The following is a 16,499-nucleotide window of genomic DNA, read 5'->3' as shown; positions in this document are numbered from 1 at the left end:
CATGATTACTCTAACCGAACAGATAAAAAGACGTAAAACCAGAAAAATCATGGTTGGCAATGTACCGGTAGGTGGGGATTCCCCGATATCGGTTCAGAGCATGACCAATACCGATACTACTGATATTGACAGCACAATTGCACAGATTAGAGCCATTGCCGAAGCTGGAGCCGATATCGTGCGTGTGAGCGTACCGACACTGAAGGCCGCTGAAGCATTTAAGGAAATCAAGGCCGGTTCTCCGATTCCTGTTGTTGCGGATATTCATTTTGATTACCGCATAGCCCTTAAGGTCGCTGATTACGGTGCAGACTGTCTGCGCATCAATCCCGGTAATATCGGCAGTGATGAAAAGGTTCGGGCCGTGGTTTCATCAGCGAGAGAGCATAAGATTCCAATTAGAATCGGTGTAAATGCCGGTTCCCTTGAAAAAGAAATACTTGAACGCTACGGTGAACCGACACCTGAAGCACTTGTCGAATCTGCAATGCATCATATCGGAATTCTGGAACATCTTGATTTTCCGGATTTCAAAATCAGTGTAAAGGCATCTGACGTGTTTGTGGCTTATGAAGCATACAAACTCCTGAGCCAGAAAATTGAACAGCCTCTTCATCTGGGCATTACCGAGGCCGGTGGTTTCAGAAAAGGTTCAGTAATGAGCGCCATCGGTCTGTCATGGTTACTGAAGGAAGGAATCGGTGATACCATGCGTGTATCCCTGGCTGCAGATCCGGTAGAAGAGGTTAGAGTGGCTTTTGATATTCTCAAAGTGCTTAAGCTGCGCACAAGAGGTATTAATTTCATAGCCTGCCCGACCTGTTCACGTCGCGGTTTTGATGTTATCGGAACCGTCAATGAACTTGAAAAGAGACTCGGTGATGTTACCGAATCACTGAATGTCGCCGTTATGGGGTGTGTGGTTAACGGTCCGGGCGAAGCATCAAGAGCCAATCTCGGTGTCTGCGGTGCGGCTGAAAAGAGTTATTACTATGAAGACGGCGAGAGACTTGATAGAATCCCTAATGAACAGCTCATTGATGAACTGGAAAAAAGAATCAGGGCTTATCTTGCCAGAAACCGTAAATAGGATTATGAATTTGTGACAGACCGGTATTCAGCGGCGGCGGGACGAACAGAAAAAATAAAAACAGTTCCCGTTTATCTGACCGCTGACAGCATGTCAGTGCTGATGTGACGGTCGGTGTTTTTGTTTTTAAGTTAATGTTTTTTTAAGGAAGCTAAATAAAGTGGCGGTTAAAATTAACGCAATCAGAGGTATGAATGACCTGCTCCCTCAGGACAGCAGTATGTGGCAGCAGGTAGAAGCGGTTCTCAAGTCAACCGCAGCCTCTTTTGGTTTCAGTGAAATCCGTTTTCCGGTAGTGGAAAAGACCGGTTTGTTCTGCAGAGCCATCGGTGAAGTTACCGATGTTGTGGAAAAGGAAATGTATACCTTTAATGATCGTGACGGAGACTCTCTGTCTTTAAGACCTGAAGGTACCGCAGGATGCGTAAGAGCATGTCTGGAAAATTCACTTATCCACGGACAGGAACAGAGACTCTGGTATACCGGTCCGATGTTCCGTCACGAAAGACCTCAGAAGGGACGTTATCGTCAGTTCCATCAGTTCGGCTGTGAGGTGTTCGGTTTAAAGGGACCTGACATTGATGCTGAAATCATTGCATTCACCGCTGAAGTTCTGGCAAAGCTCGGTCTTACAGAACATGTTACCCTGCAGCTGAATTCTCTCGGTTCATCTGAAGAGAGAGCAGCCTACAGAGATGCTCTGGTTGCATTTCTGGAACAGCATCAGGATGTTCTTGATGAAGACTGCAGGAGAAGGATGTATACCAATCCTCTCCGTGTTCTTGACACCAAGAATGAAGACATTATTGCAGTTCTGAAGGATGCTCCTAAGTTGAGTGATTACTTCGGGGAAGAAACAAAAGCTCATTTTGCCGGCCTCTGTTCACGTCTTGAAGGACTTGGAATAAAGTATGAACTGAACAGTCGTCTGGTTCGTGGTCTTGATTATTACAATCTCACGGTTTTTGAATGGGTTACAGATGCTCTTGGTTCACAGGGAACTGTCTGTGGCGGCGGACGTTACGACGGTCTTGTTGAACAGCTTGGCGGTCAGAGTACTCCTGCCATTGGTTTTGCAGTCGGTCTGGAAAGAATGATTCTTCTTCTTGAGACTCTTCAGCTGGTTCAGCGCAAGCCTGCAGTGGATATTATGATCTGCGCCATGGGTGAAGAACCTGAACGTCAGCAGCTCAAGCTTGCTCTTGAACTCAGAAGAGCATTGCCGGGTCTCGGAATCATGACTCACTGTGGCGGTGGCAAATTCAAGAAGCAGATGGCTCATGCTGATAAGTCTGGTGCACGCTTTGCCGTGATTATTGGTGATGACGAAATCAGCAACAATGTATTAAGTGTTAAGGATCTGCGTTCAGGTGAACAGCAGACCATAGAAATGGCGGCAGCAGCTGCTTATTTTAAGAGCGTATTTTAACAGGAGTGAAATAAATGGACGTTTTTGAGGCTGATGCACAACAGAGAGAAGAAGAACTTCACAGATGGTGGCAGGAAAACTGGAAAAGCATTGTTATGGGAATTGTTCTGGCAATTGCCATTATTACAGTGGTTTTCATGTACAGAGACTATACTAAAAAAGTGAAGTATCAGAATGCTGTTGATTTCTATGCCATTGTAATGAACAGTGACCTGTCTGACGCCAACAGTGTTAATGACGTTAAGAAATTCATCGGTGACCACAGCAGTGACGTGTACAGTCAGCTTGCATCTCTTTCACTTGCCAAGCAGTATGTTGCCGAAAAGAAGTACCAGGAGGCTGCCGATCTCTTAAAGGCCAGTATCGGTGCATCACGTGACAATATTCTTGATGACGTAATCCGTCTGAGAGTGGCAAGACTCAATATTGAGTTAAAGAAGTTTGATGAAGCCAATGCTGTTTTAGATGCCATTACCAACAGGGAAGCATTCAAGTTTGAAGTTGCTTCACTCAAGGGTGATGCGGCATATGCCAATAAGGATAATGCGGCTGCTCTTAAGTTCTATGAGGAAGCTCTTTCATCAGCAAAGGCTGACGATGATACCAATGTGGTTAAGATGAAGAGAGATTCTCTTAAAACCGTTAAGGGTGTGACTGCGGTAAAGGCAGCTGAAAAGCAGGAAGGCGCTTCACAGCAGCCTGCAGCTGATGTTAAGGCTGAAGAAGCAGTGAAGGCTGAAGATATTGCTGCTAAAACCGTAGCAGCGGAAGAATCTGCAGCTAAATAGCATAAATAAACATGTATTCTGTTCATAGCATGGTTTTACAGTAAAGAGATTTGTCGATGTTCAGCTTTTGCAAGAAGCAGCTAATTTCAGGAATGGCCCTGGCCGTATCAGTATTACTGAACGGCTGTTCCAATGATGTGGACGTATATCAGCCCGTGAGTTCTCCTCAGGTTATAAACAGTGTGGCTACCAAGGTTGTATGGAGCCGTTCTGTAGGTTCCGGCGTTGGAAATTACTTCACCCGTCTTTCTCCGGTTGTTGATGAAGTAAAGGTTTATGCCGCGTCAAGAAACGGTGATGTGTATGCCATGAACAAGGATGACGGATCACGTGAGTGGCATCTGGATCTGGATGACGAGGATGAGAATGATGATCGTCGTTCCACCCGTTTGTCCGGAGGACTTGTGCTTCAGTACGGTGTGCTGTATGTTGCCAGTGAAAACGGGTATCTGTATGCCATTGATGCAGAAGAGGGAACACTGAAATGGAAGGCCAATGTAGGTCAGGAAGTTCTTGCAACTCCTGCCGTAGGTTACGATAAGGTGTTTGTTCTTACAATCAGCGGTCAGATGTTCGCCTTTAATTCAGATAACGGAGAAAAGGTGTGGGCCAACGGTAATGACGGTAACATGATATCGCTTCGCGGAGACAGTAATCCCGTGGCCATTGCCGACAAGGTTGTGATTTACGGTACCGCCAACGGCAAAATCAATATTGTTTCTCAGGAAACAGGTGTGCTGATACATCAGCTCAATGTCAATGTTTCCAGCGGTGCTACCAGAATTGCCCGTCTGAATGATGTTAACAGTACTCCGCTGAGTATTATGAACGAGGTGTATTCTGTTGCTTTCAACGGTAATCTGCAGGGATTTTTAATTCCTGAATTCAGCTCCATGTGGAAGAGACAGTATTCTTCATGTCTTGATCTTGCCAGCGACTCTACTGATATTGCACTGACTGACGTGTCCAGTCATATTTATGCGATTATAAGAGTCGACGGAACACAGAGATGGGCAAATACCCAGCTGACATATCGCAATGTAACTGCTCCTACGTACTTCAAACGTCATGTGGTTGTGGGCGACTATGAAGGATTTATCTATTTCCTGGATGATGCTACCGGAGAGATTAAGTCAATGCGTGAGCTTGACAGCAGCGGCATGTATACTGCTGCGGTGACAGATGATAACTATCTGTATTTCCAGTCAAGAGACGGAACTCTCTATGCCGTAGACATTGATGATGAAAATAAAGAGGATTAGTACTGCCGATACCCGTGTGCCGTCAGTGCTGATTCCGTTAATGAATTAACCGAACCGGCTTATCCTGAGGATAAGCCTGTTTTTTGATTATTAAGAGGAACTGAATTGTGTCCAAGGTTGTTGCTTTAGTAGGGCGTCCTAATGTGGGTAAGTCCACACTGTTTAATCGTTTGACCAAAACGAGGGACGCTTTGGTTGCGGATTTTCCGGGACTTACCCGAGACAGAAAATACGGTCGCGCCATGTATAATGACAGCGAGTATATTCTGATTGATACCGGCGGTATTGACGGCAGTGAGGAAGGTATTGAAACTCATATGGCCGAACAGTCTCTGCTGGCAATAGATGAAGCTGATCTTGTGTTTTTCCTGGTTGATGCCCGCAGCGGTCTGACCTCCGGTGATTACATGATTGCTGATTATGTACGCCGCCATCAGAAAAAGACCGTCCTTGTAGCAAACAAGATTGACGGCCTGGATTCAGACGTGGCAACGGCTGAACTGTATGCACTCGGCATCAGCGCGGTATATCCTATTTCTGCAAGTCACGGCCGTGGCTTAAGCTCTCTTCTGGACGAGGTTCTGGCTCCTGTTTTATCTGACGGTGAGGAACATCTTCTTCCTGAAGCAGGTCCTTTCGATGATCCTGACGTTATTGCGTGGGAAAAGGGCTTTGACTTTCTGGAAAACGTTCCGATGGACAAGGAGGCCGGCGGCTTTGATTGGCATGCCTGGAAAAAGCGTCATCAGAATAAGGATGAGAATTCTGAGTCAGCCGAAGGTTCTGAAGAAGCCTCAGAAAAGAAAACTGCTGACAACAGTGAAAAGGAACATGACGGTTCATTCTCTGATCTTCCGGTAAAGTTTGCGATCGTAGGTCGTCCTAATGTGGGTAAGTCAACCTTAACAAACCGCCTCCTGGGTGAAGACCGCGTTATCGTTTACGACATGCCTGGTACAACCAGAGATTCCATTTATATTCCGCTCAAGAAAGATGATCAGGAATATATTGTTATCGATACCGCCGGTGTGCGTAAGCGCAAGAAGGTTAATGAAGCTGTTGAAAAGTTTTCTGTTGTTAAGACTCTGCAGGCGATAGAAGACAGTAACGTAACCATTTTGGTTATTGATGCCAATGCAGGTGTTACCGATCAGGATTTAAGTCTGTTAAGCTTTATTATTCAGAGCGGTCGTTCTCTGGTTATAGCTGTTAACAAGTGGGATGGGCTGGATAAAGAGGTGAAGGAAAAGGTTAAGCAGGATCTTGAACTCCGTCTCGGCTTTGTGGATTTTGCTGAAATTCACTTTATTTCCGCACTTCACGGTACCGGAGTAGGTCACCTGTTTGAATCAATTCTGAGTGCCTACCGCTCAGCAACCACCAGAGTAAGCACTTCCAAGCTCAACCGTATCTTAACCATGGCTACTCAGGAGCTTCAGCCTCCACTTTCAAACGGCAGACGTGTTAAGCTTAAGTATGCTCATGCCGGTGGTTACAATCCTCCACGCATCATTATTCACGGAAACAAGACCGGTGATCTTACGGATGCGTATAAGCGTTATCTGAATAACTACTACCGTAAGAGTCTGCATATTATCGGTACTCCTATCAGTCTGGAATTCCATGACAGTGAAAATCCGTTTGAAGGTAAGAAGAACAAGCTTACGCAAAGCCAGATCAGAAAGCGCAAGCGCATGATGGACTTTGTTAAGAAGGCTAAGAGAGACCGTAAAAAGAAGAAGTAGGTCCTGAGCAACTGAATGAGAGTCCTGACTTTTGAGTCGGGACTTTTTTTGCACCAGCGATTACGTATGACAATTGGGATGTTTATATGGCTGTCGGAAAGAATAATATATGTCACTGCGGGCTGTCCGGTAAAGACTATGGAAACTGCTGCGGAAGATATCATACAGGTGTTAAGGATACGGAAAAATCTCCGCTTGAGGTACTAATGACCCGTTACAGCGCGTTCTGTGAAGGTAAAGCTGACTATCTCCTGAAAACCTGGCATAAAGATTTCAGACCTGATATTTCAGCCAAGAAATTCAGCAGAGAAATCAAAAACGGAGGTAAATGGCTAAAGCTTCAGGTTCTTGGTGTATGGTTAAACGAGGATCGTACCAGAGCCATGATAAAGTATGAGCTGACATTCAGAGATGCCGGAGGCGTATGCAGAAGCATCTGTATATCCAGCTTCGTATACGAAGATGGAAAATGGTTCTACACGGATGAAGTGGATTCAGCAGATAATAATCAGCTACCCGGAGAACTTGATTCTAAGGATTCAGTGCTTCGTGAACTTGCTGCTATCGGTATTAAGGCGTAACTGAAACACTTATGATTTTTCAGAATGCAGATAAAGAAGAAGGCCTCACAAAAATGTGAGGCCTTCTTTCTGCTTATGATGACTAAAGCACCATGTATGAACTAGGTATTAAACGATACCCTGAGCGTACATAGCCTTAGCAACCTTAACGAAGCCAGCGATGTTAGCACCAGCAACGAGGTTGTTCTTATCACCGGTGTATTCTTCAGCAGCAGAAGCAGCAGCGTTGTAGATGCTCTTCATGATCTGCTGGAGCTTAGCGTCAACTTCTTCGAAGGTCCATTCAAGACGCTGTGAGTTCTGGCTCATTTCGAGAGCAGAAGTAGCTACACCACCTGCGTTAGCAGCCTTAGCTGGTCCGAAGATGATCTTAGCGTTCTGGTAAACAGCGATAGCCTGGTTGGTAGAAGGCATGTTAGCACCTTCACCAACAGCCCAAGTACCGTTAGCGATGAGCTTCTTGGCGCTTTCTTCGTCAATTTCGTTCTGAGTAGCACATGGGAGTGCGATATCACACTTAACGTCCCAAATGTTACGGCAGCCTTCAACGTACTTAGCTTCAGGATGAACAGTTACGTATTCCTTGATACGAGCACGCTTAACTTCCTTGAGTTCGTGGATTAACTTGAGGTCAATACCGTTAGCATCGTAGATGTAACCGTTTGAGTCACTCATAGCTACAACCTTAGCGCCGAATTCAGTAGCCTTTTCAGCAGCGTAGATAGCTACGTTACCTGAACCAGAAATAACGGTGGTAGCATCCTTGAAGCTCTTACCGTTGGCAGCGAGAGCTTCTCTCATGAAGTAGCAGAGACCGAAACCGGTAGCTTCGGTACGAGCAAGAGAACCACCCCAGCCGAGGCCCTTACCGGTTAATACGCCGGTGAATTCATTGCGTAAACGCTTGTACTGGCCGTACATGAAGCCGATTTCACGACCACCAACACCGATATCACCAGCTGGAACGTCGGTATCAGCACCGATGTGCTTTGATAATTCGGTCATAAAGCTCTGGCAGAAAGCCATGATTTCACGGTCAGACTTGCCCTTTGGATCAAAGTCTGAACCACCCTTACCGCCACCGATAGGAAGAGTGGTAAGGCTGTTCTTGAAAATCTGTTCGAAACCTAAGAACTTGATGATACTTAAGTTTACTGAAGGATGGAAACGGATACCACCCTTGTATGGTCCGATAGCGCTGTTGAACTGAACACGGAAACCGCGGTTAACCTGTACATTACCGTTGTCATCAACCCAAGGTACACGGAACATGATCTGACGTTCAGGTTCAACTAAACGGTCCATGATGCCAGCCTTTACCCATTCAGGGTGTCTTTCTAAAACTGGTTCAAGAGTTTCTAAAACTTCCTGAACTGCCTGGTGGAATTCAGGCTGGTTTGGATTGCGAGCTAATACGCTATCCATTACAGGCTTTAATAATTTCATATTTTGTTATCCTAAAAGTTATTTATCTGGATTTTGTTAATACCTAAAATTTGTGTGCAACAACATCTGGCAATAACCAAAATACACGCAAATACATATTATTTTTTTAAACGGTAAAAATGTCAAGAATTTATAATTAAAAATCGATAATTTTTCTGTTTAAATTCTGAGCTAAAATGATGGAGAAGCCTTGATATTACTTGAAAATACTGAAATTTGAAAAATGAATAATTATGCGTAAATATGAATATTTATACACCGGTGGTTGAATAATATACAGCAGAATCAAGGCTTTTTTTTTCTGTTTTCCTGTAAGAATCAGAGGTGAAAACAAGAAACCGGAAAACTTAAAATTTTCCGGTTCCGTATATGATATGAGATGCGCTGTTTTCAGAAAAAACATTAAACCTCGGTTTTTTCAAAATGAATGGTATAAAGCACATGTCGGCGCTGTCTGTTTCTGCGCTTGGCAACAAGTGATGGAACTCTGTGCTTGGACAGTCTGCTTGCTGTAAATCTTGAGAGTTTCAAACCTCTTTTCATGGTGTAATCCTTTGTTTTGACTATTCTTTATTACCAAAAAATAAGACTGGCTGACTTACGAAGATGCTTCCTCTCGTCTCTCGCCGTTGTAGCCTGTGCCATATCCCTGTTGTTTTGAGATTCGGAAAAGGATATTTAGCTGTCTCTTTGCAAATATGGTGACAGAGTATACTACTAATGGTCTGATTTGTTAAACAAAATTGCTAAATTTACACCGTTTGCCTTAATACGGCAGTGGTTGAGAGTAAAGACCGTTACCGATCGGGAGATGCCGGTATAGTGCCTGATATCAGATAAAAAGGAAGAAATCAGTACGTTCCGTGTGCGTAAATACAGAACCGGAACATAATCACGGAAAAGCATGCGATGAATATTGTGTGTAAATAAATCAATAGTGTACTTTTATCACATTTTTCACTATAATTACCCTGTTTTTTGTCACAAACTTTTTTCTGAAAATCTGTGCCATGCACAGATTGTTGTAAACGTTCAAATTGAGAAGTCTTATGGAAATTTTACGCGGTGCTCCGGCTCTTTCTGAATTCCGTACCAAAAAGCTTTTATCCGGTTTTGCAGAAAAGGGATTAAAGATCAATTCCGTATATGCGGAATATGTTCACTTTGCAAATGTCAGTGCTCCTTTAACAGATCATGAAAAGGATGTTCTGGTTAAGCTTCTGACTTACGGTCCTCATATTAATGAAAGTGAAACCAAGGGTACTCTTTATGTGGTTACTCCACGTCTGGGAACCATTTCTCCATGGTCATCAAAGGCAACCGATATTGCTCACAACTGTGCTTTATCAAAGGTTATCAGACTTGAAAGAGGTATTGCTTACTACATCGAAGGTGAAAGCAGTAACTGTGCGGAAGAAATTCTTCCTCTGATTCATGACCGCATGATGGAACAGGTGTTCACCAACCTGAATGACGCTGAACAGCTGTTCAGCACTCAGGAACCAAAGCCTCTTGTTTCTGTTGATATTTTAGGTCAGGGTAAAGCAGCTCTTGAAAAGGCAAACGTTGAACTCGGTCTTGCTCTTTCAGACGATGAAATGGACTATCTGGTAAAGAGTTTTACTGCTTTAGGCCGCAATCCTAACGACGTTGAACTTTACATGTTCGCTCAGGCAAACTCTGAACACTGCCGTCACAAAGTGTTCAATGCAGACTGGGTGATTGACGGTGTTCCACAGGAAAAATCACTGTTCAAGATGATTAAGAACACCTATGAAAAGAATCATGATTACGTGCTGAGTGCATATAAGGACAATGCAGCCGTAATGGAAGGTTCCGTTGCCGGAAGATTCTTCCCGGATCCTGTAAGTCATACCTACAGTTATCATCAGGAACCTGTTCAGATTTTAATGAAGGTTGAAACCCATAACCACCCAACCGCAATTTCTCCGTATCCTGGTGCTGCAACTGGTTCAGGCGGTGAAATCCGTGATGAAGGTGCTACCGGTGTTGGCTCCAAGCCAAAAGCAGGTATGTGCGGTTTCAGCGTATCCAATTTACGTATCCCTGGTTTTGAACAGCCTTGGGAAACTGACTTCGGCAAGCCAAACCGTATCGACAGCGCTCTGGACATCATGCTTGACGGTCCTTTAGGAGCAGCAGGTTTCAACAACGAATTTGGCCGTCCAAACATCAATGGTTACTTCAGAACATATGAAGAATCTGTAGACAGCCATAATGGTCGTGAAATCCGCGGTTACCACAAGCCAATCATGCTTGCCGGCGGTCTCGGTAACATCAGAAACGAACACATTCAGAAGGGTGTTATTCCTGTAGGTGCCAAGCTTATTGTTCTCGGCGGTCCTGCAATGAACATCGGTCTCGGCGGCGGTGCAGCTTCATCAATGACCAGCGGTCAGTCAGCAGAAGATCTCGATTTTGCATCTGTTCAGCGTGACAATCCTGAAATGGAACGCCGTTGTCAGGAAGTTATCGACGTATGCTGGCAGATGGGGGCTGATAACCCTATCCTCTTTATCCATGACGTAGGTGCAGGCGGACTTTCAAACGCTCTTCCAGAACTGGTAAATGACGGTAATCGTGGCGGTATCTTTGAATTACGTAAGGTTCCTAATGATGAACCTGGCATGTCACCATATGAACTCTGGTGTAATGAATCTCAGGAACGTTATGTTCTCGCAGTAAGTGCCGAACAGTACGAAACCTTTGAAAAGATCTGTAAGCGCGAACGTGCAAACTTCGCCGTAGTAGGTACCGCAACTGAAGAACGCCGTCTTGTTCTCAATGATGAACACTTCAACAACAAGCCGATTGATCTTCCTCTTGACGTGCTTCTCGGCAAGCCTCCACGCATGCACAAGAATGTTAAGACTCTGAAGGCTGAAGGTAAGAAGCTGGATCTGACCGGCGTAACTCCTAAGTCAGCAGCTGAACGTATCTTACGTCTTCCTGCAGTTGCCGAAAAGACCTTCCTCATCACCATCGGTGATCGTACTGTAACCGGTCTCGTTGCACGTGATCAGATGGTAGGACCATGGCAGGTTCCTGTAGCAGACTGCGGTGTAACAGCAGCTTCCTATGACACCTATTACGGTGAAGCCATGGCAATGGGTGAAAGAACTCCTGTTGCTCTGCTTGACTATGCTGCTTCCGCACGCATGGCTGTAGCTGAATCAATTACCAATATCGCTGCCGCCTACATCGGTGACATCGAAAGAGTCAAGCTGTCAGCAAACTGGATGGCCGCTGCCGGTCACCCCGGCGAAGACGCTGGCTTATATGCTGCAGTAAAGGCTGTAGGTGAAGAACTCTGTCCGGCTCTCGGTATTACCGTGCCTGTCGGTAAAGACTCCATGTCAATGAAGACCAAGTGGACTCAGAATGGTGAAAACCGTGAAATTACAGCTCCTCTTTCACTGATTATCAGCTCTTTTGCCCGCGTTGAAGACATTCGTTTAACCAAGACCCCTCAGTTAAGAACGGATCTCGGTGAAACCAGACTTGTTTTCATCGATTTGGGTAACGGCAGAAACCGTCTAGGCGGTTCAGCACTGGCTCAGGTTTACAAGCAGCTCGGTGATGTAACTCCGGACGTTAACAGCCCGTCACAGCTCAAGGGCTTCTTTGAAGCAATCCAGTTCCTTAACAAGAAGGGCTATATCATTTCTTACCACGACAAGTCAGACGGCGGTCTGTTCACAACTCTGGCTGAAATGTCATTTGCCGGCCATACCGGTATCACCGTTGATCTCGACAGCTTAGGCAGTGATGACCTCGCTGTTCTCTTCAATGAAGAACTCGGCGCCGTAATTCAGGTAAGAAAGGATCAGGTTGAAGACGTTCAGAACATTCTGTCAGGTCACGGCCTTGCCAATAACATCTACACCATCGGTACTCTGAACGATGAAGATCGCATCATCTTCAGAAGAAACGGTGCAGACGTAATCAATGAAACCAGAACCTACTTCCGTTCAATCTGGGCTGAAACCACTTACCACATGCAGGCTCTCAGAGACAATCCTGCCTGTGCCGCCAGTGAATTCAAGGCTAAGTCAGATGATAAGGATCCTGGTCTGAATGTTAAACTTACCTTTGACGTTCATGAAGATGTTGCTGCTCCGTACATTGCCAAGGGGGCCGCTCCTAAGATTGCGATCCTTCGTGAAGAAGGTGTTAACTCACAGGGTGAAATGGCTGCTGCCTTTAACCGTGCCGGATTCGAATGTATCGATGTTCACATGTCAGATATTCTGAATGCCCGCGTAACACTCAAGGACTTCAATGCTCTGGCTGCATGCGGCGGCTTCTCATACGGTGACGTACTCGGTGCCGGTGAAGGCTGGGCCAAGTCAATTCTGTTCAATGCACGTGCACGTGATGAATTCGAATCATTCTTCAAGCGTAATGATACTCTTGCTTTAGGTATCTGTAACGGCTGTCAGATGATGTCAAACTTAAGAGATATCATTCCTGGTGCTGAATTATGGCCTCGTTTCGTACGTAACGAATCAGAAAGATTTGAAGCAAGATTCAGTCTGGTAGAAATTCAGAAGTCTCCATCACTGTTCTTCTCTGATATGGCCGGCTCTCATATGCCGATTGCAGTTTCTCACGGTGAAGGCCGTTCAGAATACCGCGATGCAGCTCATCTGAAGCAGGTTTCAGAAAGCGGTCTTGTAGCCGTTCGTTACATTGATAACTACGGTAATATTACTGAACGTTATCCTGCAAACCCTAATGGTTCACCTGAAGGTATTACCGGTCTCACCACTACCGACGGTCGTGTAACCATCATGATGCCTCATCCTGAACGCAGCATGAGAACTGTTGCAAACAGCTGGCATCCTGATGACTGGGGTGAAGGCAGTGCATGGCTGAGAGCATTCAGAAACGCACGTAAGGCTTTAGGCTAACCGCGGGTTTTTCTGAAATGTTTATGCCGTGCTTTCCGGAAGGGGAGTACGGCATCAGGATAAAAAAACAAAAATGTCATACCGGTCGGTATGACATTTTTTTGTGTGTGAAGAAATTTTTAATCTGTTCGCGGTTACTGAAGAACAACGGCATAAAATTCCGTTGAACCCGGGAAGTGATTTATCTTTCTGAACTGTTACACCCTGTATGATCTTCCGGTTGGCAGACTTTTTTGAAATATTCCCGGGCCTTTGCATTACCCTTTGCTGTTCCGAGACCATACTTGTATGTGACTGCGACTTTAAGGCAGCCTCTGGCATTGTTTAGTCGGCAGGATTTTTCTGCAAACGGTAAGAATTTATCCATCTCCTTTTTATCAAAATAATACTGACTCAGATTATCGCAGCCTTTGTCGTCATTAAGGGATAATGCTTTTTCAAAATATTTTTCCGCAATGGATAAATCCTTGCTGACGCCCAAACACTGAGTGTACATGTAACCTGGGTTTGCGCAACCTGCGGTAAAATTTAGATTACAGGCTTTTTCGTTGTATGTTCTCGCCATGTCATAGTTCTGGGCAGTGCCTTATCCCGTTTCGTACTGAAGGCCCACAGGAAAACAACTCATGCCGTCATCAGGTCTGCATGCGCTTTCATGGTACGGTAAGGCTCCTTCATAATCATTTTTGCCAATAAAGCTGTCAACCACTTCACGACAGTCTGAAGCGTTGATGCAGGCTTCATTTGCATGAGCATATACGCCAAAGGACGACATATAAGCAGGGCAAGAAATGACATCATGAAAACAATATGTTTTTTGTCGGAAGTCCGATATTTCATTGAGGTTTCTTCTCCGATGTTTTTTATAATCAGGGTGTGTTGCCGGTTCGGAATACTGCAGTTTCCTGAACTGCTGACGCTAAGTATTAAGCCTTATGTTGCCACTGCTGTGCAAGAATTTTTGGTTTTCTGGGAATAAAAAACCTGAATGAGGATCATTCAGGTTTTGCAGTTTGAAATTAAAGCTGATGAATCATCGCGTTAGGCAATGTTTCTGAACTTTCTGCGGTGAGGTTTCACTGCATCTTCACCGTAGGTCTTCACCTTCCATTCTTCGTATTCGGTAAAGTTTCCGTCGAAGAAGGTGATCTTGCCGTCATCCTGGTAGTCCAGAATATGGGTGGCAATACGGTCAAGGAACCATCTGTCGTGGGAAATAACCATGGCAGAGCCAGGGAACTCCAGTAATGCGTTTTCCAGAGCACGCAGTGTTTCCACGTCGAGATCGTTGGTAGGTTCGTCGAGAAGCAGCAGGTTACCGCCGGTCTGTAAAAGCTTGGCAAGATGTAATCTGCCTCTTTCACCGCCGGAAAGATCGCCTACGCGCTTCTGCTGATCGGTGCCCTTGAAATTAAAGCGTCCGATATATGCACGGCTTGGAATTTCGTAATTACCGATGCGCAGAATATCCTGTCCCTGAGAGATTTCTTCAAAAACAGTCTTCTTGTTATCCATCTTGTCGCGGAACTGTTCAACGTTGGCAACAACCACGGTTTCGCCGAGAGTAATGCTGCCTGAATCAGGCTGTTCGGTACCGCTGATCATTCTGAACAGAGTAGACTTACCGGCACCGTTGGCACCGATGATACCGACGATGGCTCCCTTTGGAACAGTGAAGCTTAAATCGTTGATAAGAGTTCTGCCTTCATATCCCTTGGTAAGATTGGTAACTTCAAGAACCTTGTCACCGAGTCTTGGTCCAGGCGGAATGAACAGTTCGTTGGTTTCATTACGCTTCTGGTAGTCAACGCTGTTAAGTTCTTCAAAGCGGGCAAGACGGGCTTTGGATTTGGCATGTCTTCCCTTCGGAGACTGTCTGACCCATTCAAGTTCTTTCTGAATTGATTTCTGGCGGGCGTTTTCACTTGCCTGTTCATGAGCGAGACGAGCTTCCTTCTGTTCAAGCCATGAGGAATAGTTTCCTTCCCAGGGAATACCTTCACCGCGGTCAAGTTCCAGAATCCAGCCGGCTACATTGTCAAGGAAGTAACGGTCGTGGGTAATGGCAACTACGGTACCGCTGTACTGGTTAAGGAAGTTTTCCAGCCATGCTACTGATTCAGCATCCAGATGATTGGTAGGTTCGTCCAGAAGAAGCATGTCAGGATGTTCAAGAAGAAGGCGGCATAAGGCTACACGTCTTCTTTCACCACCGGACAGAACTTTAATTTTTGCATCAGGATCTGGTAATCTTAAAGCATCGGCAGCCTGTTCAATCTGGTTGTCGATGTTGTGTCCGTCGCCGGCCTGTATAATGGCTTCGAGCTGAGCCTGTTCTGCTGCCAGAGCATCAAAGTCAGCATCAGGATCCGCATAGGCAGCATATACTTCGTCTAAGCGGGCAAGGGCTTTTTTTACGTCACCGAGGGCTTCTTCAACAGTTTCCTTAACTGTCTTTTCAGGATCCAGCTGTGGTTCCTGAGGAAGGTAACCGATCTTGATACCAGGCTGAGGACGTGCTTCACCCTCAATGTCGGTGTCAATACCGGCCATAATCTTTAACAGTGTTGACTTACCTGCACCGTTAAGACCTAATACACCTATCTTTGCTCCCGGGAAAAATGATAATGATATATCTTTTAAAATGTGGCGCTTAGGCGGTACGATCTTGCCTACGCGGTTCATTGTATAGATGAATTGTGCCATATTTTTCCTATGGGTTGGTTAATGAAAAAAACATGCCTATTTTATCATAAACGGTCTGTTTCCTCCATAAGAGAGCTGTGTCTGTGGAATGTCGTGACACGGGACTGTGAATTTTACAGCTTATGCAGCTGCAGAGATGATTAGAAAATTTAAAACCCTCTTAAATAAAATTCAAGAGGGTGGTGATATTAAATCTTTGGTGGTGGGTTTCTTTTTCCGGAGGACTCGCTCGGAAGTGGAATTTCTGGTTTCGAATTTTTTAATGTGATCATAGCAAACTACCTCAATATTAATTTTTCATTATCCTTAATACCGGGTGCTCATTTGCTGTGCTTTAGAAATACTGTCTAACAAGCACGCCGGTTTTCTTAATGCAACATGTATACTTCATACACTGCCCCGCGTTTTGTTTTTTTTATTGTTAAGGGTTTGAGATTATTTTATCCAGGTATCTCTCAACCTGCGTCACATCATTACTTAACGTAATTAAAGTGGTATTCACGGGTTACTGGAGCATA

At 45.0% G+C, this 16,499-nt stretch carries 12 protein-coding genes; 7 read left to right on the top strand and 5 right to left on the bottom strand.

The window, feature by feature from the left end; genetic code table 11:
- The first annotated feature begins 1 nt into the window (after position 1).
- From ispG to T489_RS14050, 6 genes are all read left to right on the top strand, one after another.
- Positions 2-1,090: a flavodoxin-dependent (E)-4-hydroxy-3-methylbut-2-enyl-diphosphate synthase gene (gene ispG / locus T489_RS0102810; protein ID WP_031578522.1), complete on the top strand. Its 1,089-nt coding sequence runs from the start codon at positions 2-4 to the stop codon at positions 1,088-1,090.
- Between the two features lie 160 nt (positions 1,091-1,250).
- Positions 1,251-2,519 (top strand): histidine--tRNA ligase, encoded by a 1,269-nt coding sequence (gene hisS, locus T489_RS0102805; RefSeq protein ID WP_031578521.1) that lies wholly within the window; start codon positions 1,251-1,253, stop codon positions 2,517-2,519.
- Between the two features lie 14 nt (positions 2,520-2,533).
- On the top strand, positions 2,534-3,307 hold the full coding sequence (locus tag T489_RS0102800) for a YfgM family protein (RefSeq protein ID WP_031578520.1): 774 nt from the start codon (positions 2,534-2,536) through the stop codon (positions 3,305-3,307).
- Between the two features lie 56 nt (positions 3,308-3,363).
- Positions 3,364-4,569 carry an outer membrane protein assembly factor BamB gene (gene bamB / locus T489_RS0102795; protein WP_051621733.1) on the top strand — a complete coding sequence of 402 codons (1,206 nt, stop codon included), beginning with the start codon at positions 3,364-3,366 and terminating at the stop codon, positions 4,567-4,569.
- 107 nt (positions 4,570-4,676) lie between these two features.
- Positions 4,677-6,314 (top strand): ribosome biogenesis GTPase Der, encoded by a 1,638-nt coding sequence (gene der, locus T489_RS0102790; protein WP_031578518.1) that lies wholly within the window; start codon positions 4,677-4,679, stop codon positions 6,312-6,314.
- Between the two features lie 86 nt (positions 6,315-6,400).
- The gene (locus T489_RS14050; protein ID WP_051621732.1) at positions 6,401-6,895 is read left to right on the top strand and encodes a YchJ family protein; all 495 of its coding nucleotides are present in this window, start codon (positions 6,401-6,403) and stop codon (positions 6,893-6,895) included.
- A 108-nt stretch (positions 6,896-7,003) separates the two neighbouring features.
- Here T489_RS14050 and gdhA read toward each other — a convergent pair whose 3' ends face one another.
- Both gdhA and T489_RS14850 read right to left on the bottom strand, forming a co-directional pair.
- Positions 7,004-8,341: an NADP-specific glutamate dehydrogenase gene (gene gdhA / locus T489_RS0102780; RefSeq protein WP_031578516.1), complete on the bottom strand. Its 1,338-nt coding sequence runs from the start codon at positions 8,339-8,341 to the stop codon at positions 7,004-7,006.
- Positions 8,342-8,743: 402 nt separating this feature from the next.
- Complete coding sequence (locus T489_RS14850) at positions 8,744-8,884, bottom strand: hypothetical protein (RefSeq protein ID WP_157608040.1); 141 nt, start codon at positions 8,882-8,884, stop codon at positions 8,744-8,746.
- Positions 8,885-9,390: 506 nt separating this feature from the next.
- Here T489_RS14850 and purL point away from each other — a divergent pair.
- Complete coding sequence (purL, locus tag T489_RS0102765) at positions 9,391-13,275, top strand: phosphoribosylformylglycinamidine synthase (RefSeq protein ID WP_031578514.1); 3,885 nt, start codon at positions 9,391-9,393, stop codon at positions 13,273-13,275.
- Positions 13,276-13,456: 181 nt separating this feature from the next.
- On the opposite strand, the gene T489_RS0102760 is transcribed toward purL, so the two are convergent.
- The 3 genes from T489_RS0102760 to ettA form a co-directional block, all read right to left on the bottom strand.
- Entirely contained in the window at positions 13,457-13,840 is a 384-nt protein-coding gene (locus T489_RS0102760) for a tetratricopeptide repeat protein (RefSeq protein ID WP_051621731.1), read from the bottom strand.
- 21 nt (positions 13,841-13,861) lie between these two features.
- A complete protein-coding gene (locus tag T489_RS0102755) occupies positions 13,862-14,050 on the bottom strand; it encodes a hypothetical protein (protein ID WP_157608039.1) in 189 nt (62 codons plus the stop codon).
- Positions 14,051-14,316: 266 nt separating this feature from the next.
- Positions 14,317-15,981: an energy-dependent translational throttle protein EttA gene (ettA, locus tag T489_RS0102750; protein WP_031578511.1), complete on the bottom strand. Its 1,665-nt coding sequence runs from the start codon at positions 15,979-15,981 to the stop codon at positions 14,317-14,319.
- Positions 15,982-16,499: the final 518 nt, after the last annotated feature.

It is taken from the genome of Ruminobacter sp. RM87 (genome assembly GCF_000701925.1).
Taxonomy (GTDB): Bacteria; Pseudomonadota; Gammaproteobacteria; order Enterobacterales; family Succinivibrionaceae; genus Ruminobacter; species Ruminobacter amylophilus.
This window is presented reverse-complemented; position numbering and strand designations above follow the sequence as displayed.